Annotated in this window: 20 protein-coding genes; 12 read left to right on the top strand and 8 right to left on the bottom strand. The window is 66.5% G+C overall.

The window, feature by feature from the left end:
- Nucleotides 1-4: 4 nt before the first annotated feature.
- From AAHS21_RS21755 to AAHS21_RS21725, 7 genes are read right to left on the bottom strand one after another with little or no spacing between them, the layout of a single operon-like run.
- Nucleotides 5-1,432 (bottom strand): class I adenylate-forming enzyme family protein, encoded by a 1,428-nt coding sequence (locus tag AAHS21_RS21755; RefSeq protein ID WP_342929628.1) that lies wholly within the window; start codon nt 1,430-1,432, stop codon nt 5-7.
- Nucleotides 1,429-2,574 carry an acetyl-CoA acetyltransferase gene (locus AAHS21_RS21750; RefSeq protein WP_090422582.1) on the bottom strand — a complete coding sequence of 382 codons (1,146 nt, stop codon included), beginning with the start codon at nt 2,572-2,574 and terminating at the stop codon, nt 1,429-1,431. Before AAHS21_RS21750 ends, AAHS21_RS21755 begins: the two co-directional genes overlap by 4 nt.
- A complete protein-coding gene (locus tag AAHS21_RS21745; protein ID WP_342929627.1) occupies nt 2,571-3,593 on the bottom strand; it encodes an acyl-CoA dehydrogenase family protein in 1,023 nt (340 codons plus the stop codon). Before AAHS21_RS21745 ends, AAHS21_RS21750 begins: the two co-directional genes overlap by 4 nt.
- 11 nt (nt 3,594-3,604) lie before the next feature.
- Nucleotides 3,605-4,777 carry an acyl-CoA dehydrogenase family protein gene (locus AAHS21_RS21740; RefSeq protein ID WP_342929626.1) on the bottom strand — a complete coding sequence of 391 codons (1,173 nt, stop codon included), beginning with the start codon at nt 4,775-4,777 and terminating at the stop codon, nt 3,605-3,607.
- A 40-nt stretch (nt 4,778-4,817) separates the two neighbouring features.
- Nucleotides 4,818-5,588 carry an aldolase/citrate lyase family protein gene (locus AAHS21_RS21735; RefSeq protein ID WP_342929625.1) on the bottom strand — a complete coding sequence of 257 codons (771 nt, stop codon included), beginning with the start codon at nt 5,586-5,588 and terminating at the stop codon, nt 4,818-4,820.
- A complete protein-coding gene (hpaH, locus tag AAHS21_RS21730) occupies nt 5,585-6,442 on the bottom strand; it encodes a 2-oxo-hept-4-ene-1,7-dioate hydratase (protein WP_342929624.1) in 858 nt (285 codons plus the stop codon). The genes AAHS21_RS21735 and hpaH overlap by 4 nt, the downstream gene beginning before the upstream one ends.
- 10 nt (nt 6,443-6,452) lie before the next feature.
- Nucleotides 6,453-7,361, bottom strand: a complete 909-nt coding sequence (locus AAHS21_RS21725; RefSeq protein ID WP_090422587.1) for an alpha/beta hydrolase — start codon at nt 7,359-7,361, stop codon at nt 6,453-6,455.
- A 197-nt stretch (nt 7,362-7,558) separates the two neighbouring features.
- Between AAHS21_RS21725 and AAHS21_RS21720 the strand changes: the two genes are divergently transcribed.
- From AAHS21_RS21720 to AAHS21_RS21680, 9 genes are all read left to right on the top strand, one after another.
- Nucleotides 7,559-7,810, top strand: a complete 252-nt coding sequence (locus AAHS21_RS21720; RefSeq protein WP_085242870.1) for a hypothetical protein — start codon at nt 7,559-7,561, stop codon at nt 7,808-7,810.
- Nucleotides 7,807-8,967, top strand: a complete 1,161-nt coding sequence (locus tag AAHS21_RS21715; protein ID WP_342929623.1) for a thiolase family protein — start codon at nt 7,807-7,809, stop codon at nt 8,965-8,967. The genes AAHS21_RS21720 and AAHS21_RS21715 overlap by 4 nt, the downstream gene beginning before the upstream one ends.
- A gap of 5 nt (nt 8,968-8,972) precedes the next feature.
- A complete protein-coding gene (locus tag AAHS21_RS21710; protein WP_342929660.1) occupies nt 8,973-9,428 on the top strand; it encodes an OB-fold domain-containing protein in 456 nt (151 codons plus the stop codon).
- Complete coding sequence (locus AAHS21_RS21705; RefSeq protein WP_342929622.1) at nt 9,425-10,714, top strand: Rieske 2Fe-2S domain-containing protein; 1,290 nt, start codon at nt 9,425-9,427, stop codon at nt 10,712-10,714. Before AAHS21_RS21710 ends, AAHS21_RS21705 begins: the two co-directional genes overlap by 4 nt.
- Nucleotides 10,715-10,719: 5 nt before the next feature.
- The gene (locus tag AAHS21_RS21700) at nt 10,720-11,253 is read left to right on the top strand and encodes an aromatic-ring-hydroxylating dioxygenase subunit beta (protein ID WP_342929621.1); all 534 of its coding nucleotides are present in this window, start codon (nt 10,720-10,722) and stop codon (nt 11,251-11,253) included.
- 7 nt (nt 11,254-11,260) lie between these two features.
- The gene (locus AAHS21_RS21695; RefSeq protein WP_342929620.1) at nt 11,261-12,841 is read left to right on the top strand and encodes an AMP-binding protein; all 1,581 of its coding nucleotides are present in this window, start codon (nt 11,261-11,263) and stop codon (nt 12,839-12,841) included.
- Nucleotides 12,838-13,626, top strand: coding sequence for an enoyl-CoA hydratase/isomerase family protein (locus AAHS21_RS21690; protein WP_342929619.1), 789 nt, complete (start codon nt 12,838-12,840; stop codon nt 13,624-13,626). The genes AAHS21_RS21695 and AAHS21_RS21690 overlap by 4 nt, the downstream gene beginning before the upstream one ends.
- Before the next feature lie 26 nt (nt 13,627-13,652).
- The gene (locus tag AAHS21_RS21685) at nt 13,653-15,143 is read left to right on the top strand and encodes an aldehyde dehydrogenase (protein ID WP_342929618.1); all 1,491 of its coding nucleotides are present in this window, start codon (nt 13,653-13,655) and stop codon (nt 15,141-15,143) included.
- 77 nt (nt 15,144-15,220) lie between these two features.
- Nucleotides 15,221-16,393, top strand: a complete 1,173-nt coding sequence (locus AAHS21_RS21680) for an acyl-CoA dehydrogenase family protein (RefSeq protein ID WP_342929617.1) — start codon at nt 15,221-15,223, stop codon at nt 16,391-16,393.
- A 25-nt stretch (nt 16,394-16,418) separates the two neighbouring features.
- Here AAHS21_RS21680 and AAHS21_RS21675 read toward each other — a convergent pair whose 3' ends face one another.
- Nucleotides 16,419-17,195 carry an SDR family oxidoreductase gene (locus AAHS21_RS21675; RefSeq protein WP_342929659.1) on the bottom strand — a complete coding sequence of 259 codons (777 nt, stop codon included), beginning with the start codon at nt 17,193-17,195 and terminating at the stop codon, nt 16,419-16,421.
- Between the two features lie 191 nt (nt 17,196-17,386).
- Between AAHS21_RS21675 and AAHS21_RS21670 the strand changes: the two genes are divergently transcribed.
- The 3 genes from AAHS21_RS21670 (at nt 17,387) to AAHS21_RS21660 (ending at nt 19,860) form a co-directional block, all read left to right on the top strand.
- Complete coding sequence (locus tag AAHS21_RS21670) at nt 17,387-18,130, top strand: alpha/beta fold hydrolase (RefSeq protein ID WP_342929616.1); 744 nt, start codon at nt 17,387-17,389, stop codon at nt 18,128-18,130.
- Nucleotides 18,131-18,254: 124 nt separating this feature from the next.
- Nucleotides 18,255-19,445 carry a thiolase family protein gene (locus AAHS21_RS21665; RefSeq protein WP_342929615.1) on the top strand — a complete coding sequence of 397 codons (1,191 nt, stop codon included), beginning with the start codon at nt 18,255-18,257 and terminating at the stop codon, nt 19,443-19,445.
- 1 nt (nt 19,446) lies between these two features.
- The gene (locus AAHS21_RS21660) at nt 19,447-19,860 is read left to right on the top strand and encodes an OB-fold domain-containing protein (protein ID WP_342929614.1); all 414 of its coding nucleotides are present in this window, start codon (nt 19,447-19,449) and stop codon (nt 19,858-19,860) included.
- The last annotated feature ends 21 nt before the right edge of the window (nt 19,861-19,881 follow it).

The following is a 19,881-nucleotide window of genomic DNA, read 5'->3' as shown; positions in this document are numbered from 1 at the left end:
GTAGCTACAGTGAGGCAGCGGCAGCCAACCTGCGCAACGCAACCCGGTCCGGTTTGAGCATCGGGGTCAGCGGGATGTCGTCGACCAGGACCAGGTGGTCGGGCGCCTTGTAGTCGGCCAGCTGGGTGCGCACGTGGGCGCGCAGCTCCGCCAGTGACGGTGCGGCGGCGGGGTTTTCAGGCACGACGAACGCGACGCCGATCTCGCCGATGACCGGTGCCGGCCGGCCGACGACGGCGGTGCGGGCGACCCCCGGGTGGGTCGCGATCACCTGCTCGACTTCGACGGGATGCACGTTGAACCCGCCGCGGATGTACATGTCGCCGGAGCGTCCGACGATCGACAGCGTGCCATCGTCGTTCAGCACCCCCATGTCGCCGGTGCGCAGCCAGCCGTCGCGTAGCACCGACGCGGTCAGCTCAGGGTCGCGCCAATAGCCGCGCATCACGCACGGTCCCCGGACCTCGACGACGCCGTCGTCGACGATGCGCACCGCCATGCCCGGCGCCGGCCTGCCCACGGTGCGGAACTGGATCTCGGGCGGATCTTCGGGCTCGGTGCCGCAGATCGTCGGGCATTCGGTCATGGCGTAACGGACCACCAGTGGCACCCCGATGCGGTCGGCCACCGCGCGTACCAGCTCCGGCGACGCGGGTGCGGTCGCGGCCACGCCCACCCGCAGATGTGGGAATACGGCCGGGGACACCTCCAGCAGCTTGGCCCACTGGGTGGGCACCGCACCCGCGACGGTGATCCGCTCCTCGCGCAGCGCGGTGGCCATCCCGGCGGCGGACCATGGCGTCGGCGGAATCACAAGCGTTGTACCCCAGAGCAGTTGATCCCAGAGCTTGAACATGTAACCGGCGTGGGCGAACGGCGTAGAGGTCAGGCGGCGGTCATAAGGTGCGCTCATCACCCCCGCCGAGGCCGCACCGGCCAGCAGATTGTTTCCATCGAACACCGCTCCCTTGGGCAAACCGGTGGTTCCGCTGGAGAAGATCAACGCGACGGGGTCGTGACGGTTGATCTCAACATCGGGGACAGCCGGAAATCGGTCGCCGCTCTCGCCTGAAATGCGGCGCAGCTCGGCGGGTTCGGAAATCACCAGCGCCGGGTCGGCCAGCTCGAGGATCGCCCCGACCTCCCTGGGGCCCAGCCGGGGGTTGATCCCGGTGGTGATGGCGCCGATGATGGCCGCGGCCACATAGCACGTCGCGTAGTCGATCCCCGACGGCAATCGCAGCGCCACCACATCGCCCTTGCCGACCCCACGGGCGACCAACCCGGCCGCGACCCGGCGGGAGCGCGACGCCCATTCCGCGAACGAGATTCGTGAGCCGGGTTCCACATACGCCTCACGGTCGCCGTACGTGACGGCTGCGGCCTCCAACAACTCGCGGGTGCTCGCGAAGTCACCGGCCAGCACCGTCATGGCTTCTCGTTACCGAGAATCATTGTGCCGCTGGAGCAGAACCAGCCTCCGGTGCCGCTGACACAGGCAATTTTCGCGTCCGCCACCTGGCGCGGTCCGCATTCACCGCGCAACTGGCGAACCGCCTCGACAAGCAGGAACAGGCCGCGCTGGCCAGGATGACATGCCGACAGGCCGCCACCGTCGGTGTTGGTGGGCAGTTGCCCACCGATGCGCAGCGCTCCGGTCTCCACAAACGCGCCGCCCTGCCCCTTCGGGCAGAAGCCGAGGTCTTCGAGGGTGAGCAGCAGCATGTAGGTGAACGCGTCGTAGAGTTCTGCCACGTCGACCTCGGCCGGCGACACTCCGGCCCGGGCGAATGCGAGCGGGCCACTGACCGCCGCGGGTCCGACGGTCATGTCGTCCCACTGCGAGGTCAACATATGCGAGGTCGTCTCGGCAGCGCCGAGCACCCACACCGGCTGCGACCGCAGATCCTTGACCCGGTCGGCGTTGACCATCACCACCGCGGCGCCGCCATCGCTGCGGATGCAGCAGTGCAGCTTGGTGAACGGGTCGGCGATCATCGGCCCCGACAGCACCTCGTCGATCGTTATCGGGTCGCGGTAATACGCCTCGGGGTTGTCCGCGGCGTTGCACCTCGCCGACACCGCCACCTCGGCGAGCTGCTCGATCGTGGTGCCGTACTGAGACATGTGGCGGCGGGCCGCCATGGCGTACTTGGAGATCAACGTATGTCCGTACGGCGCTTCCCACTGCAGCGGTCCGCGCGCACCCCAGTTGATGCTCGCGCCGCGCAATCCCTTCCTGAGGTCGGCACGAGCGGTGGATCCATACGTCAACAGCACGACGTCTGCGTGGCCCGCGGTGATGGCGTCGGCGGCGTGCGAGGCCATCACCTCCCACGCCGCGCCGCCGACCGCCGTCGAGTCCACCCACCGCGGACGCAGCCCCAGGTATTCACCGACGTCGACTGGGGGCAGCGTGCCCTGGCCGGTAGACGCAAGGCCGTCGACATCGCCGGGCGAAAGGCCGGCGTCGGCCAGAGCTCGACGGCTCGCCTGTGCGATCAGCTCGTAGGGCCCCTTGTCGTCGACGCGGCCCACGTCGGACAGCGCCACGCCGGCGATGGCAACCGTCACTGCAGCCTGTCCTGTGTGATCAGCTCCGCGAGAACGTCGTTGGGCTCGGCGAACAGGTGCCGGAGTAGGTGGGAACGTTTGAGGTAGAGGTGCATGTTGCTTTCGAAGGTGTAGCCCATACCGCCGAAGACCTGGATGCCCGCCGCGGCGTTGTCGACGGCCGCCGTGCCGGCCACTGTGAATCCGGACAGAACCTGCCACAGCGCGTCGTCGCGCGCGCTATCCAAAGCGATTGCAGCGAAGAAGGTTTGGGCCTGTGCGGCCTCGGCAGCGACCACCATGTCGACGCAACTGTGCTTGATCGCCTGGTTGGCGCCGATCGGCTTGCCAAACTGCTCGCGGGTCTTGGCGTGTTGGGTTGAGTCGGCGGCGGCGGCCAGCGCCAGTCCGGTCAGGAAAGCCGACGTGAGCACAACCGCGCGTCCCCAGATCCACTCCTTCTCGGCGGGCAGCCAATGCAGCGGCCCCGCCCCGGTCACCGACGCTGACGCCAACCGGACACCGGGGTCGGCGGACTCGATGATGGTCGGCTCGCCGAAAACCGCGATGTCGACGACTGCGGCGCCCTGCCGCGAGAGCACCAGTGCATAACGTGCCCCGAACCAGTCGAGCAGGTCGAAGGTGCCCTTGACGCTGCGCGCCTCGCCGTCACCTCGTAATACCGCAAGCGCGACGGTCGCTGCGCCCGAGCCGATCTGACCGGCCAGCTCCGCGTCACCGCAGGCGGCACCGACCCGCGCGGCCAACGTCCCGGCCAGGAACGGGCCGGGTGCCAGCCGCCTGCCCAGTTCAATGTGCAGCAGCACCTCGTCGTCGAACGGCTGACCGGACCCGCCGAATTGCTCCGGCAACCCGAGCGTGAGCAGTCCCATCTCGGCGCCCTCGCGCCATACCTCGGGCCGCACCGCGACGGGCTTGGCGCGGTCGGCGCGCAGCTGCTCGACCGACATCCGTTCGGCGATGAATTCCGCTGCAGTCGAGACGATTTCGAGCTGTGCGGCACTGGGCAGCAGATCCATGATTGCCTCCCCTACCTCGGCAGACCGAGCACACGCTCACCCAGGATGTTGCGCTGGATCTCCGAGGTGCCACCGCCGATCGCCTGCGAGAACGAGTAGTAGTAATAGCCCACCCAGCCGTCGGCGTCCCATCGTGACGAATGCCGAATAGCGCCCGGACCGAGGATGTCCATGGCCAGCTTGCCGATCTGTTTGGCGAGCTCGGCATAGAGCAGCTTGACCATCGAACCTTTCGGGCCCGGTGTCTCCGACTGCATGGCCAGGCAGATGTTCTGATAGGTCAGCGCCCGCAATGACGCCACCGCTGCCCGGGCGCGGGCCAGTCGCCGCGCGATCTCGTCGTCGGCGATGGCCGGCCGTCGGCCGTCCGGGCCGACATGGTCGCGGGCGTAGTCGATGAGGTCTTCGATGATCTTGGCTAGCCGCACCTGGTTCGCGGTGAATGCGGTGCCGCGCTCGAAGGACAACGTCGACATCGCGACAGACCAGCCGTTGTCGATCTCGCCGACGACGTTGGACAGCGGAATTCGCACGTTGTCGTAGAAGACTTCACAGAATTCCGCGCCGCCTTCGATGGTCTCGATCGGCCTGACGTCGATTCCCGGTGCCGACATGTCGCAGATGACCCAGGTGATTCCGTGATGCTTACCGCCGGTGTTGTCGGTGCGCACCAGCAGTTCCTGGTAATCGGCGACGGTGGCGAAGCTGGTCCACACTTTCTGGCCGGTGACAACGAGATCGTCGCCGTCGATCACGGCCTTGGTACGCAAGGCGGCGAGATCAGAACCGGCGTCGGGTTCGGAGAAGCCCTGGCACCAAATCACTTCTCCTTTGAGAATTTTCGGGAGGTGGAAGAACTTCTGCTCGTCGGTGGCACGCGTGATCAATGTTGGTCCGGCATGGGACAGGCCGACGAAACACGCGTCGATGCCCGGGAAGCCGCGCGCGGCGTACTCCTCGTACCAGATCAGCTGTTGCAGCAGGGTCAGTCCCTTACCGCCGTATCCTTCTGGCCACGCGATCCCGGCCCAGCCGCCCTCCCACTGGGTGCGCTGCCAGGCCAGGTCGTATTGGCGGATGCCGGTGTGGTCGCGCGGCCTGGGTTCGGTCGGCTTGTTCTCGTCGAGCCACGTGCGGACATGGTCACGGAACTCCAGTTGATCGGCCGTGAAATTCAGGTCCATAGCTGCCGAGTATAGGTGACACTATAGTCAGAACTAAAGCTCATGGCGGCGGCTGGCGGTACCTGGCGACCAATTGTTCGGCGCCGCGGGCCAGCAGGGTCACATCCGCGCCGACCAGAACGAAGCTCGCTCCGGCGGCCAGATAGCGCCGGGCGAGGGTCTCGTTGAACGCGTTCACGCCCGCGCTCTTGCCGCGCTCGACGATCGTCGCCAACGCATTCTCAATGGCGCACACTACCTCTGGATGCTCGGGCTGGCCGAGTTTGCCCATGGAGGCGGCCAGATCGGCAGGCCCGATGAAGACCGCATCGATTCCGTCGACGTCCGCGATGTCGCCCACCACTGCCAGCGCCGCCGTCGACTCCACCTGCACCGTCACCGACACACGGTGATCTGCGGTGACAAGATAGTCAGAAATGTGGTTCCAGCGGGAAGCTCTTGCCAACGCGCTGCCGACCCCGCGGATACCGGCGGGCGGGTAGCGGGTTGCGGCGACGACGGCGGACGCTTCCGCGGGGCTGCCGATCATCGGGACGATGAGATTGTGCGCGCCGATGTCGAGGAGTTGCTTGATGAGGACCGGGTCGGCCACCGGCGGGCGCACCACCACGTCGACGTCGGGATAGCCGGCCAGTACCTGCAGCTGTGCCAACGTGCTATGGATGTCGTTGGGTGCGTGCTCCTGGTCGACCAGCACCCAGTCGATACCGGATCCGGCGCAGATCTCGGCGATGTACCCGCTGCCCGAGGCCAGCCACATGCCGAACCGTGGACCCGCACCGGCGATCCGTTGCACCCAGCGTGTGGTCATGACGTCGGGTCACTCTGCTCGATGCCGCCGGCCGGGCGGCTCCGGGGGTCGAACAGCACCGAGACGGTGCCGAGGGGGCCATAGTCGGCGACGAAACTGTCCCCCGGCTCGGCGAACACCGGTTTGGTGAACGAACCGGACAGAATCACCTCACCGCGCTGCAACGAAACACCGTGCGGAGCAAGCCGATTGGCAAGCCACGCGACGCCGTTGCCCGGATGGTTGAGAACGGCTGCCGCGACGCCGGACTCCTCGATGGTGCCGTTGCGCAGCAGCAGCGCTGCCACCCAGCGCAGGTCGACGTCCAGTGGGCGGAACACCCGGCCACCGAGCACCAGCCCGGCGTTCGCCGCGTTGTCGGCGATCGTGTCCACGATCGTACGCAGGTGGCCGGTCTCGGGGTCGGACATCTGGACGCGGGCGTCGAGAATCTCCAAAGCGGGGGTCGCGAATTCGGTGGCGCGCAGCACGTCGAACAGTGTGACGCCGGGTCCGCGCAGTGTTTCGCCGAGTATGAAGGCCAGCTCCACCTCGATCCGGGGACGAATGAAACGGCCGGGCGGCACATGCCCACCGTCCTCGATGAACATGTCATCGAATATCGCGCCGTAGTCCGGCTCGTCGATCGAGGCGGCCCGCTGCATCACCTTGGAGGTCAGGCCGATCTTGCGGCCCTTGATCACGCGACCATCGGCGACCTTGAGTCCGACCAGTGCGCGTTGTACCGCATAGGCATCCTCGACGGTCATCTGCGGATAGTCCAGCGACAACTGCCGGATCGGCGTGCGGTCATGCTCGGCCGCATACAGCCGTCGCGCGATGTCGTCGATCTCGCCGGGTTCCGGCCGTCTCATCGGCACGGTCTCACCTGGTGAGGAACGAAACGGCCGCCGAATTGAACTCTTTCGGGTCTTCGAAATGCGGCCAGTGCCGGACATCAGGCATCTCAAAGACCTCGGCATGCGGGATCAAGCGGGCAATCGAGGTGGCCGTCTCCTGGTACACCCCGTGGTCGCGACCCGAGGCGACCACCATGACCGGTGCGGTGATCGACTTCCACTCGTCCTCGGGTATCAGGTTGCGATCGCGAACCGCGGCGTCCTGCAGGATCAGCAGGTGGTCGATGCTCTCTCGAGTGTCGTCCCGCTGGTAGATCGCTCGGCGCAGCCCGATCAGGTCCGGCAGACGGTTGGCCTCGTCGGCGATGAGGTGGGCGAACACCGCGTGCAGCGAATCCCAAGTGGGTTCGTTGACGGCTTTGGTTCGTTCGGCGCGGATACGCGCCATGTTCGATGCGGCCGCCTCCTTGCCCGCCGGCGACATCAGGATCACCTTCGACACCCGGTCGGGATGGTGCACCGCGATCGTCGAGGCCACCCAGGCTCCCAACGACATCGCGACGAAGTTCGCCCGCTCCATCCCGAAGTGGTCCATCACGCCGAGCACATGCTCGACGTAGACCGCGATTTCGTAGTCGTAATCAGGTTTGTCGGAAAAACCGTTGCCGACCATATCGATCGCCACACAGTGGAAAAACTCGCTCAGCGCGGCCAGATTCGGCGCGAAGGTCTCCCAGTGCCCGCCAGTGCCGTGCAGCAGGATCGCGTGCGGCTTGTCCGGCCTGCCTGCCTCGGCGTAGCGGGTCCGCACCGGCGACCCGTACACGGCAACGTCGATGAACCCCTGCCGGAAGTCCAGCTCCTTGAGGTACATCCAGATGCTCCGGTAGTCCTCGGTATCGATCACGGCACCGGAGGTGACGGTCTCGGTCATACGGCCCCTTCGCAGCGTTTCTGACATTGATGTCGCTAATTGTCGGTTATGCCTTTACGCAGCCAGTGTGCATGTTCAGGCGCGGTTGACGCAATGCCTCCCGACACAAAGTCGATTGATTCTGACAGTAGTATGCGGTAATACTTGGTGAGTCTCTCCGCCTGAACTTGAGCACCAGAGAAGAGTCCCGAGCGCCGATGGAACCCGACAATCACACACCGAAGCGTCGCGAGTTGGCGATCCTGATCAATGAGTTCGCCGCGGTCCGGCTGTGGCTGGACAGGTCAGGCAACGGCCGCCGCCTGCTGGTCGAGGATCTGGAAAGCGGTGACGAGGTGTTCTTGGACCCGCTGGAACTGTCCAGCTTCACCCTTGCCACGCCCGAGGATCGCGAGGATTGGCTGCGCGTCGGAAACTACCGGGGCGAACGAAAGCACCGGACACCATGACCAACGTGGACATCGTCGGGTTGGGAAAGACCCGGATGTCGCTGCGGCCCAGCCCGTCCGGGGACGCCACCCCGGTGCAACTCGCCGCCCGAGCCGCCCGGGCCGCCCTCGCCGACGCTGGCATCGGGCACCGTGACGTCGACGGTCTGTTGGTCGGCTCGTCGCAGGGGGTGCGCCCGGATCGGCTCGGTGTCGGGTTCGCCGCACAGGGCGGATTCGGCGACCTGCGGCTCCTCGAGCACGTCGAGATCAAGGGCGCGACGACCGTCGCGATGATCCAGCGGGCGCGGCATGCCATCACCGCCGGCGAAGCGTCGACAGTGATGTGCGTGTTCGCCGACGCACCGCTGGTGGCCGGCAAGGGGTCAGGGTCCGCGTACGCGCACAGCGGCGGCAACGCCGGCGCTCGCGGCCTGGAGCGGGCGTCGGGCCTGCTCGGCTCGGTCCCGACCTATGCCTTGCTGGCCCAGCGCTGGCTGCACGTCACCGGCAACGGTGCCGAGGACCTGTGCGCCGTTGCGACAACGGCGCGGCGGTGGGCTGAAGGCAACCCTGACGCGGTGAACCGCGAACCACTGGACGAAGACGGATATCGCAGCAGCCCAATGATTTCCGAGCCGCTCCGACGGCTGGACTGTGCACGCCCGGTGAACGGGGCGGTGGCGATCGTGCTGACCGGCGAACCCGCGATCGGCACGTCGCGGGTGCGGGTGCGCGGCACCGGACGCGAGCATCCGGTGCGGCGTCGCCGCGCCGGCGCGGAGTCGTGGTTCGGGGGCGGCCGCCGCGCCGTCGACGACGCGCTGGGCCAAGCCGGAATGCGCCGCGGTGACCTCGACGTCGCGCAGCTGTACGACCCGTTCACCATCGTGACGCTGATCCTGCTCGACGAGTACAGGTTGACCGGCAACGCCCCCGCGGGGGAGTTCGTCCGGGCCGGCCAGCTCGGCCCCGACGGTGTGCTGCCGACCAACACCGGCGGCGGTCAGCTGTCCGGCTTTTACCTGCAGGGCATGACGCCGCTGGCCGAGGCCGTGATTCAGCTGCGAGGGGACGGCGGAGCCCGCCAGGTCCCCGGCGCCACCACCGCCCTGGTCGGTGGGATCGGCGGCCGGATGGACCACCATGCCGCATTGGTACTGGAGCGGGCGGCGTGAGCACCATGAACGTTGTGTCCGACTGGCTGCTGAGCGCCGAGCTGGCGTCCGAGGTCGAGCACGATCCGCTGCGTCCGCTCTACGACGCGGCGGCCCGCGGCGAATTGGCGCTGCCGTTCTGCGCGTCGTGCGAGCTGACGCTCGAGCTCGAACAGTTCGTATGCGACGGGTGCGGCGGCCAGCAGCCAGACTGGCGGGTGGTGGCGCCCGAGGGCGTCGTGCACTCCTCGACCGTCATGCACCGACGCGAGCCGGGCCTGGTCCTGGCCGACGCTCCTTACCCGGTAGTCGACGTCGAACTCGCCAGCGGCCACCGGCTGATCATGACCACGCTGCACCCGGAACCGGATGCCCCCGCGATCGGTTCCGCGGTACGGGTGGCCTTCCGGCGGCTCGGCATGGTCCATATACCCGCCGTGACAAACTCCGCAGACACCACCGAACTGGGGGAACTTGCATGACCACCCTCGAACCACGCACCACCGCAGATGATTTCGACGTCTCGACGGTCGTGCGGCGTGACCGTGTGCACGGCTCGGTCTACACGTCGCCGCAGATCTTCGCCCGCGAGATGGACACCATCTTCAAGAGGGGCTGGGTGTACGTCGCCCACGAGAGCGAAGTCAGCGAACTCGGCGACTACCTGACCAGGATGATCGGCCGGGAGCCAGTCGTGGTGGCACGCGGGAAGGACGATGTGGTGCGGGTGCTGCTGAACCGCTGCACGCATCGCGCCAACAAGTTGTGCAATGCCGAGAAGGGCAACGCCACCTCGTTCCGCTGCCCGTATCACGGCTGGACCTTCGCCAATACCGGTGCGCTGTCCGGTGTTCCGATGCGCGAGGCTTACGGTGAAGCGTTCAACCAGGTGCGCTCCGAATTGGGCCTGGCCGAAGCGCCGCGGGTCGACAGCTACGGCGGGTTCATCTTCGCATCGCTGTCGCCCGAGGGTGTCACGCTGGGCGAACATCTGGGCAAGGCGACCCACGCGATTGACCGACTGCTCAACCTGTCGCCCACCCGCGCTATCGACCTGCGCGCCAACTGGATGAAGCATCTGCATCACGCCAATTGGAAGATGGTGGTGGAAAACAATGTCGACGGCTATCACGCGCTGTTCACCCACGCCTCGGTGTACGACGCGATTCGCCCCGCCAAGGTTTCGCACGTGCCTACCAAGGTCGATGTGCTGGTCCGCGATATCGGCGAGGGGCACTCCGAGATCGATTACAGCGACGAATACCGCAAGCTCGATGAGGAATTCGTCTGGTACGGCCGTATTCCGCGAGCCAAGCTCGCCGAGTATGTCGGCGCGCTCGAGGGCGCCTATGGTCCCGAGCAGGCGCACGACGCATTGGTGGTCGGGCCGCCGCATACGCTGATCTGGCCCAACCTGTTTCTCGCCGAGATGAACGTGATGTTCGTCGAACCGCAGGCCACCGACCGCACGGTGGCCTACACCACTGCGGTCCTCATCCCGGGCCAGGACAAGCTCAACGAGCGCACGCTGCGTCGTGCCGAGGGGGCGATGGGGCCTGCGGGCTTCCTGATCGCCGACGACGGTGAGATCGGCATGCGCAACCAGGCCGGCCTGGCCGCCGAAGAGCCCGAGTGGCTGGTTCTGTCCCGCGGTGCCGACAGCGACGTCACCGATGACACCGGCATCGTAAACACCGACAAGAGCGCCGAGACACCCCAGCGTGGTTTCTATGCCCAGTGGGCGGCTGTCGTCGGTGGAAAGGCCTGACCACCATGACTATCGAGACAGACATTGCTGAGCGGTCTGCAATCATCTCGGCGGCGATGCGCCCGCTGCCGGACCCCGAGATCCTGTCCTTCCTGCACCTGGAGGCGCGGCTGGCCGACGAGGGCCGCTACTCGGAGTGGGAGGCCTTGTGGGCCGATGACGAGGATGTCCTCTACCGGGTGCCGATGCACCCCGCTGACGACCCCCGCACCACACTGGCCTACATTAACGACAACCGCAGGCGCATCACAAGCCGTGTCGCCCAGCTTAATACCGGCAACCGCCATTCGCAGATCCCGCCCTCGGTGATGCGCCGGGTACTTTCCAACAGCGAGGTAACCGACACCACCTCGGCTACCGTGACCGTCGAGTCCAATTTCGCGTTGTTCGAATACCGTTACCGGCAACGTTTCTGGGCCGGCCGGGTCAGCCACACTGTCCGTCGCACCGGCAAACCGGGCGAGCTGTGGCTGCTGCGCAAGATCGTCAATCTGATCGATGCCGGAGGCCCGATCGACACATTGGCATTCCTGATATGAGAGCCACGTGCTGGTAGGGGATATCTCGACCAACAATGCCCGCCGCTACCCGGAGAAACGGGCGCTGGTGGACGGCGAGCGGGTGCACACCTGGTCCCAGGTCGACGACCGGGCGCGGCGGTTGGCCAGCGCGCTCCTGCACCGCGGCCTGTCGCCGGGCGACCGGGTGCCGGTGATTGCGCGCAACTGCATCGAGTGGCCCGAGATTTCGTTCGGGCTGGCCAAGGCCGGACTGATCGCGGTGCCGGTGAACATCCGGTTGGCAGCCGACGAAGTGGCCCACATTCTGGACGATTCGGGTGCGCGGGCCGCGATCGTGCACGCCGACCAGCATGACAAGTTCGCTCTCGAGCTCAACGACCTGATCGTCCTGACCATCGGGCCGGATTACGAGACCGCCCTGGCGGCAGCCGATCCAAACCCGCCGCGGCCGGATTTCTCCCCCGATGATGTCGCGGTCATCCTGTACACCAGCGGCACCACCGGCCGCGCCAAGGGCGTGATGAACACCCACCGGGGATTGCTCTATCAGGCCGCCGACACGAATCTGGTGACGGAGGCGAACCGATCCGACGTAATGCTGGCGACCACACCGTTCTTCACCGCCGGCGGCATGGTGCGCACCGTGTCGTGGCTTTATCTCGGCCAGACGATGGTGATTCACCAGCGGTTCGATCCGCAGGCCGTGATCGACGAGATCGAAGGCAGCGCAATCACGTTCACGACGTTCATCCCGACCATGCTGCAACGGACGTTGGCAATCCTCGAGAACGGTCCGTCCCGTGACATGTCGAGCCTGCGCCGGATCTCCTATGGCTCGGCCCCGGTACCGCCCGGACTCGCACAAAAGGCGATGGATCTGCTGGGCTGTGACCTGCAGCAACGCTACGGACTGACCGAGTGCGGAGGCCAGGCCACCATCCTGACCCCGCAAGACCACCGCGACATCGTCGCCGGCAAGACATCGACAGCCACCTCCTGCGGGCAGGAAACCCCGATGTGCTCGATTCGGATCGTCGACGGCGATGGCGTCGCCCTGCCGGCCGGGGAGATCGGCGAGATCGTGATCGAGAGTCCGGCGAATGCAATCGGGTACTGGAACCGCCCCGAACAGACCGCCGAGGCATTCCGGCCCGACGGCTTGCGGACCGGGGACCTCGGTTACCTCGACACCGAGAACTACCTGCACATCACCGGCCGGAAAACGGACATGATCATCTCCGGGGGATTCAACGTCTACCCTGCCGAGATCGAGCGGGTGATCGCCCGCCACGACGGCGTTGAACTGGTCGCGGTGGTCGGTGTGCCCGATCCCGAGTGGGGTGAGTCACCCGTTGCAGTGGTGATCCCCAGAAAAAGGAAGGGCACCGCCGTCGACCAGGAAGGCCTGACCGCGGAACTGACGGTGCTGTGCCGGGCCGAACTGGCCGGCTACAAGCAACCGCGCCGCTTCGAATTTCGCGACGAATTTCCGCTCGGACCGGCGGGCAAGATCCTGAAGCGAGAGATAGCTAACCAGGTTATCGAAGCCAGCGGTGGGGATGGGAAAACGTCCATGACATCGGGACCGAGTAAGGAGCGGCCGTGACCGATCTGGAGGACCCGTCCACCATCGAGTTCGAGGTCACCGATCACGTGGCGACGGTGACGCTGAACCGTCCCGACCAGTTGAACAGCTTCAACGAGCAGATGGCCATCGAGCTCACCGCGGCCTGGCGGCGGGTCCGCCAAGACGATGACATCTTTGTCGCGGTGGTGCGCGCAAATGGCGAGCGGGCGTTCTGTACCGGTATCGACGTGTCCAAGGGCGCGTGGTGGTATCACCTGCCGATCTTCAATCAGGAAGATCCCGGCGCCCACCTGGGGCCCAAGGCAAACCTGGTGTGGAAGCCGGTAATCGCGGCGCTGCACGGCATGGTGGCCGGGGGCGCAATGTACTTCGTCAATGAATGCGACTTCGCGATCTGCTCCGAGAGCGCGACGTTCTTTGATCCGCATGTCAACTCGGGTGCGGTGTCGGCGCTGGAGCCGATGGGAATGCTTTCCCTCGGCGTGCCCTACGGCGAGGTGATGCGCTGGGCGCTGCTGGGCAGCGAGGAACGGCTGACCGCGCAGACCGCGCAGCGCATCGGTTTGGTCACCGAAATCGTGCCCGACGACCAATTGCGTGCTCGCGCCGCCGAATTGGCCCGCGAGATCGCGGCCCGGCGACCCCTGGCCATCCAGGGCACCGTGCGCGCCATGTGGGAGGCGCGGGACCTGTCGCCGAGCCTGCGCCAGCGGCACGGCCTGTCCTACACCCAGATTGGCAACCCCAGGGGCGACGAGCGGACCGACTCACGGACCAACAAGCGCACGCCACGCTTCCGGTGACGTGATCTCGCTGACCTGGAGGAACCATGACTAACGCGGCGATCGATCGGTTGACCGTATTCGAGCTGCTCATCGGTGGTGAGCAGGTGGCGGCCGCCTCGGGTGCGACCTATGACAGTGTGGATCCGTTCACCGGCAAGCCCTGGGCCCGGGTGCCCGACGGTGCGGCCGTCGACGTCGACCTCGCGGTGGCAGCGGCGCGGGCCGCTCTGGAGGGGACGTGGGGGCAGCTGACCCCCACTGCTCGCGGCAGACTCATCTACCGGCTCGGCGAGGTCATCGCACGCGAAGCCGAGACCCTGGCGGAGCTGGAAGTGCGCGACGGCGGAAAGCTGCTGCGAGAGATGGTCGGTCAGATGCGCTCGCTGCCCGACTATTACTTCTACTACGCCGGGATGGCTGACAAGCTGCAGGGTGAGGTGGTGCCCACCGACAAGCCGAACTACTTCGTCTACACCCGCCACGAGCCGGTCGGGGTGGTCGGGGCGATCACGCCCTGGAATTCGCCGCTGCTGCTCTTGACCTGGAAGCTGGCCGCCGGACTCGCCGCGGGCTGCACGTTCGTGGTCAAACCCAGCGACCACACCCCGACGTCGACGCTGGCGTTCGCGAAGCTGTTCGCCGAGACGGGTTTCCCGCCCGGCGTGATCAACGTCGTCACCGGCTGGGGGCCGCGGACCGGCGTCGCGCTGGCATCGCATCCGGGGGTCGACAAGATCGCTTTCACCGGCTCGACTTCCACCGGAATCCAGGTGGGCAAGGCCGCGATCGCGAACATGACCCGGTTCAGCCTGGAACTCGGCGGGAAGTCAGCTCAGGTGGTGTTTCCCGACGCCGACCTCGACGCGGCGGCCAACGGTGTGATCGCCGGCATCTTCGCGGCCACCGGCCAGACGTGTCTGGCCGGATCACGGCTGTTGGTACACAACGACGTCGCCGATGCGTTGGTGGACAAGATCGTCGCCCGTGCGGCCACCATCAAGCTTGGTGACCCGAAGGATCCGGCGACCGAAATGGGGCCCGTGTCCAATGAACCGCAATACCGAAAGGTGTTGTCGCACTTTGCCGACGCCCGGGAGGAGGGCGCGACGATCAGGTACGGCGGTGAACCGGCAGACGACCTCGGCGGATTGTTCGTCAAGCCGACCGTGCTCACCGGCGTCAACCCGTCGATGCGGGCGGTAACCGAGGAGATCTTCGGGCCCGTGCTGACGGTGATGACCTTCCGCGACGAGGATGAGGCTGTCGCCGCCGCGAACGCCACCGAGTTCGGCCTGGCCGGCTCGGTGTGGACCAAAGACATCCACCGGGCACACCGGGTAGCGGCCAAACTGCGGGCGGGGACTGTATGGGTCAACGCGTATCGCGTTGTAAGCCCGCATGTTCCGTTCGGCGGTGTGGGCCACAGCGGCATCGGCCGGGAGAACGGCATCGACGCAGTGAAGGACTTCACTGAGACCAAGGCGGTGTGGGTGGAGTTGTCCGGCGCTACCCGTGACCCATTCACGCTCGGCTGATATCCGACACCGGGCTTTCCAGCAAGGAGGCATATGCATGACGCCCGGATTTGCCCCCGTCGCCAGGCGGATCTGACGTGCCCACGGTGCCGGCCGGCGTGAGCGGGGCTTGGGAGTTGCCCCACGAACTGGTCATGCTGCGTGACACGGTCCGGCGGTTCATGCGCACCCACGTAACTCCACTCGAGGACACCCTCGGACACGACGCCAACGGCCTGCCGCGCGAACAGCTCGTTGAACTGCAGGCCAAGGCGCGTCAGATGGGGCTGTGGGCGCTGCAGACACCTGAGGAATTCGGCGGCGCCGGTCTCAGCGTGCTGGGCCAAGTAGTGGTGGGAGAGGAAGCGGCGAAATGCAGGATGGGAGCATTCTTTCCGGCGCTCGGTGCGTTCGGCGGCAACCCACCGAAGGTCATGTTCAGGGCGTCGCCCGAGCAGTTCGAGAAGTATGCGCGTCCGATCGTCGAGGGCAAGATGAGCAAGGCCTACACCGCGATCACCGAAGCGTCGGGGGGATCGGACCCCGCACGGGCCATTCGGCTCAAAGCCGTTCGCGCCGGATCGGATTACGTGCTCAACGGGTCGAAGATGTGGATATCGCACGCGCCCGGTGCCGACTGGGGCGTGGTCTACGCCCGAACCGGGACGGGTCGTAACGGCATCTCGGCGTTCATCGTCGAGAGGGACACCCCCGGTGTCACCTTCAGCCGCATTGCGGTGATGGCCTCCTTCGCTCCCTACGAACTGCGTTTCGACGACGTCCGGCTCCCAGCCGACCAGATGATCGGCAAAGAGGGACAAGGGCTTTCACTGGCCACCGATTTCCTGGTGCACGGCCGCGTCATCTATGCCGCCGGTCCGATCGGTATCGCCCAGACCGCGCTGGACATGGCGTGCCGGTGGGCCAAAGACCGCGAGGTTTTCGGCGGCAAGCTCGCCGATCAGCAGGGCATTCGGTGGATGCTGGCCGACAGCGAGATGCAACTGCGCGCCGCCCGGCTGCTGGCCTACCAGGCGGCGTGGAACGCCGACCTGGGCCGAAACGTCGCGGTGGACGCGTCGGTGGCAAAGTTGTGCGCCACCGAAGCGGCCTACCAGGTGCTGGACCGCTGCATGCAGATTCACGGCGCTCTGGGCCTTTCCGACGAACTGCCGCTGGAGCGCTGGTTTCGCGATCTGCGGGTGAAAAGGCTCGGTGAAGGCGCGACCGAGGTTCAGCGTGAGGTCGTGGCTCGCGCGCTCCTGAGATAAGGTGCGGGTGCTGGGATCGTCCGCCTCATGGGGCACCGCCGTCGGCGTAGATGGTCTGGCCGGTCACGAACCCACACGCATCGGAAAGCAGGAATGCGATCAGCGCGCCGATCTCCTCGGGCTGTCCCGGGCGCTGCAGCGCGGCGTCAAAACCGAAGTCCTCGACGAGCGCCCGCTCCAGTGCCTCTTCGTAGGGATAGCCCTTGCTCTCGGCGATCACTCCGCGCAGAGCGTGCAACGCGTCGGTTTCCACCGCACCGGGGGCGACGCAGTTGGCGCGCACGCCGGACTTTCCATGGGTGCGGGCGATGCCACGGGTGAAGGCCGCGACCGCGGCTTTGAGGCTGGCGTAGGGCAGCCGCGGCTCATGCGGAGCCCGCGCCGAATAGGCGGCGGTGGTCACGATCGCTCCCCTGCTGGCCATCAGGTGAGGCAGCGCCGCCTGGACACACCGGGTGGTCGCCAATAAAACGTCACGAAACGCGTTCTCCCAGGCGTCGTCGTCGGAGTCGATCGGCATCATCCCCGCGGTGCCCATCGTGACAGCAATACCGTCCAGGCGGCCCATCAGCCCCACCGCCTGCTCGACCATCGACACCGCCGCACCGGGCCGGCTCACATCACCGGCCAACCCATACGCCGCGGCGGCGCCATCGCCGGCCAACGTTGCGGCCGCGCTGTTGGCCTTGTCCTCGTCGCGTCCCACTACGACGACCGCGGCACCCTCGGCCGCCAGCGCGCGCGCTCCCGCAAGGCCCATGCCGGCGGTGCCGCCGACGACGACGAAGCCTTTACCACCCACCCGCAGATCCAACGCGACCTCCTGCAGTAGACGTGACCGTCAGAACCCTTGAACCACAGTGCGGCTGCCCGTCCGGGGCCGACCGGACACCTCGCCATCACAGCCGCTCAGCCGCCGGTGATATTGCCGCCGAAGTGACACCAATGCCAGAATAACGGGCCGATGGCCGCGATCAACCAAGGACCGCACGCATGACACTGCCTGATCTCGTCCTCGTCCACGGCGGCGAACACGCCGGAGACTGTTGGGAGCTGACGGTCGCGCAGCTGTACCGGCTCGAACCGCGGCTGCGAATCCTCGCGGTGGACCTTCCCGGCCACGGGACGAAGCCGGGTGATCTGGTGACGGCCACCGTCGGCGAGTGGGCGGACTCGGTCGTCGCCGACATCGAGGACGCGGGCCTGGGCGACATCGTCATCGTCGGCCACTCGATGGCCGGCGTGACGGTGCCCGCCGTCGTCACCAAGCTGGGTTCGACGCGGGTTCGGGAGATGATCCTGGCGACCGCGTTCGTACCACCACAGGGGAGAGCGATCGTGGACACCCTCGGCGGTCCGCTGGCCTTCTTCGCGCGTCGGGCCGCCAGCACCGGCAAGCCGACCAAGGTTCCGAAGGTCGCTGCCAGATATGCGTTCTGCAACGGCATGACCCGCGAGCAGCGGACGTTCACTCTTTCGCGGCTCTACCCGGAATCAGCCCGAATTCCGGCCGAGCCGGTCGACCGTAGCAGCCTGCCCGGGGACGTGAGGCGGACGTGGATCCTGACAACGCGCGACCGGGCCCTGTCGGTGCAATCACAGCGCGACAGCATCAACGCACTCGGTGGCGTGCACCAAGAGATCCCCGTCGCGGCGTGCCACGAACTGATGATCAGCCATCCAGAAGTATTGGCGCGGATCCTCATCGAACGATGCCGCTCCTGGCAACGCGACTAGACCGACACGTACCGCGGTCGGGCTCCCGACTGACCCGTTATACCGATATCTATTTAACGGTATAGACTGGCTCGGCCGGCCGGGTCACCGTCGGCGTTCGCCGTCCGACGACCAAGGGAGAGACATGGGAACAGCACCGTCCCGCGCAGTGATCGTCGCCGCCGCCCGCACGGCGATCGGCACTGCGCGCAAGGGCACATTGGTCAATGTGGACGCCAAAGATCTTGCGAAGCCGATTGTCGCTGCGGCCATCGACCGATCCGGGCTGGCCGCCTCGGACTTCGAGGACCTGGTGATCGCCGAGAGCATGCAGGGCGGCGGGGACAGCGCCCGGTATATCGCCGTCGACCTGGGGCTCACAGAGATTCCCGGTATGGCCGTCAATCGGCAGTGCGCGTCCAGCCTGACTGCCATCGCCGTGGGCGCGGGTCAGATCGCCTCGGGGATGAGCCGTGCGGTGTTGGCTGGCGGGATGGAATCCTGCTCCACCACGCCGCTTCTGCGTAAGCGCAAGCCCTTCACCACCGGCAAGTCCGCCGAGGACTACCAGGATCCGTGGATGCCGCTCTCGCACCCGCCCGCCGACGATGCGCCCGCAATCGACATGTCGATCACCGTGGCGCACAACTGTGCGGTGCAGTACGGCATCACCCGGCAAGACCAGGACGAGTGGGCGCTGCGCTCACACCAGCGCGCGATCAAAGCCATCGACGCAGGTTCGTTCCTCGACGAGATCGTGCCCATCGAAGTGCCCCAAGCCGACGGCTCGACGGTCGCGTTCGCCGAGGACGAGCATCCCCGGCGGGGCACCACGCTCGAGGTGCTGGCGGGCCTGAAGGTACTGCACCCGGAGATCGACGGTTTCACCGTCACCGCGGGAAATTCCTCGGGCATCAACGACGCGGCCGCGGTGGTCGCTCTGGCAGCCCCCGGCTCGCAGGTCGCTCCGCTGGCCAATGTGCTCTCGTGGGCCGCGGTCGGTGTGGCACCCAACCGCACGGGCAGTGGGCCGATCACCGCGATTCCCAAGGCACTTGAGCTGGCCGGCCGCACGATCGATGACGTCGCACTCTTCGAGATCAACGAGGCCTTCGCCGCGCAGGCGGTCGCCTGCGCGCGGGAACTGAAACTCGACGAGGAGATCGTCAACGTCTACGGCTCGGGCATCAGCCTCGGCCACCCGATCGCGGCCACCGGTGCGCGGATGGTGACCTCGGCGATCTATGAACTTCGCCGCCGCGGCGGCGGCATCGGCGTGCTGTCGATGTGTGCCGGCGGCGGGATGGGTGCTGCAATGGTTATCGAGGTGGTTTGAGATGAGCGCGTTGATCACCGAGGGACTGTTCCGGGTCGACGGCGACCGTTCGGTGCTGTTCGGTTCGCGCCGGCGCTCTACGGATGTGGTGAAGTTCCCCGCCGAGCGTCCGGAATTATTCGATGGCACAGACGATATCGAGCCGATCGAACTGTCCACCGAGGGAACCCTGTACACCTACACCACTCAGGAGTTCGCACCGCCGCTGCCCTACAAAGGCCATCGCAGCCCCGAGAAGTTCCGGCCATATGTGGTGGGCTTCGTCGAACTGCCGGAGGGTCTTTTGGTAGAGGCCCTGATCGTGGGTGCATCCTCCGATATTCTACGCATCGGCCAGCCGATGGTGTCGACCACGACGACCCTGGAAACCGCTGACGGGCAATCGTTTCTGACCTATGCGTTCCGCCCGGCCTGACATCGTTGGACCCGGCGCGAC

It is taken from the genome of Mycobacterium sp. 050272, assembly GCF_039023525.1.
Lineage (GTDB): Bacteria > Actinomycetota > Actinomycetes > Mycobacteriales > Mycobacteriaceae > Mycobacterium.
This window is presented reverse-complemented; position numbering and strand designations above follow the sequence as displayed.

Excerpts from the sequence above, each read along its gene's own strand:
- AAHS21_RS21660 (WP_342929614.1), top strand. The coding sequence starts at position 19,447 with ATGAGCGCGTTGATCACCGAGGGACTGTTCCGGGTCGACGGCGACCGT.
- hpaH (WP_342929624.1), bottom strand. The coding sequence starts at position 6,442 with ATGAGACGGCCGGAACCCGGCGAGATCGACGACATCGCGCGACGGCTG.
- AAHS21_RS21720 (WP_085242870.1), top strand. The coding sequence starts at position 7,559 with ATGGAACCCGACAATCACACACCGAAGCGTCGCGAGTTGGCGATCCTG.
- AAHS21_RS21705 (WP_342929622.1), top strand. The coding sequence starts at position 9,425 with ATGACCACCCTCGAACCACGCACCACCGCAGATGATTTCGACGTCTCG.
- AAHS21_RS21715 (WP_342929623.1), top strand. The coding sequence starts at position 7,807 with ATGACCAACGTGGACATCGTCGGGTTGGGAAAGACCCGGATGTCGCTG.
- AAHS21_RS21685 (WP_342929618.1), top strand. The coding sequence starts at position 13,653 with ATGACTAACGCGGCGATCGATCGGTTGACCGTATTCGAGCTGCTCATC.
- AAHS21_RS21710 (WP_342929660.1), top strand. The coding sequence starts at position 8,973 with ATGAACGTTGTGTCCGACTGGCTGCTGAGCGCCGAGCTGGCGTCCGAG.
- AAHS21_RS21740 (WP_342929626.1), bottom strand. The coding sequence starts at position 4,777 with ATGGACCTGAATTTCACGGCCGATCAACTGGAGTTCCGTGACCATGTC.
- AAHS21_RS21735 (WP_342929625.1), bottom strand. The coding sequence starts at position 5,588 with ATGACCACACGCTGGGTGCAACGGATCGCCGGTGCGGGTCCACGGTTC.
- AAHS21_RS21725 (WP_090422587.1), bottom strand. The coding sequence starts at position 7,361 with ATGACCGAGACCGTCACCTCCGGTGCCGTGATCGATACCGAGGACTAC.
- AAHS21_RS21670 (WP_342929616.1), top strand. The coding sequence starts at position 17,387 with ATGACACTGCCTGATCTCGTCCTCGTCCACGGCGGCGAACACGCCGGA.
- AAHS21_RS21745 (WP_342929627.1), bottom strand. The coding sequence starts at position 3,593 with ATGGATCTGCTGCCCAGTGCCGCACAGCTCGAAATCGTCTCGACTGCA.
- AAHS21_RS21700 (WP_342929621.1), top strand. The coding sequence starts at position 10,720 with ATGACTATCGAGACAGACATTGCTGAGCGGTCTGCAATCATCTCGGCG.
- AAHS21_RS21755 (WP_342929628.1), bottom strand. The coding sequence starts at position 1,432 with ATGACGGTGCTGGCCGGTGACTTCGCGAGCACCCGCGAGTTGTTGGAG.
- AAHS21_RS21665 (WP_342929615.1), top strand. The coding sequence starts at position 18,255 with ATGGGAACAGCACCGTCCCGCGCAGTGATCGTCGCCGCCGCCCGCACG.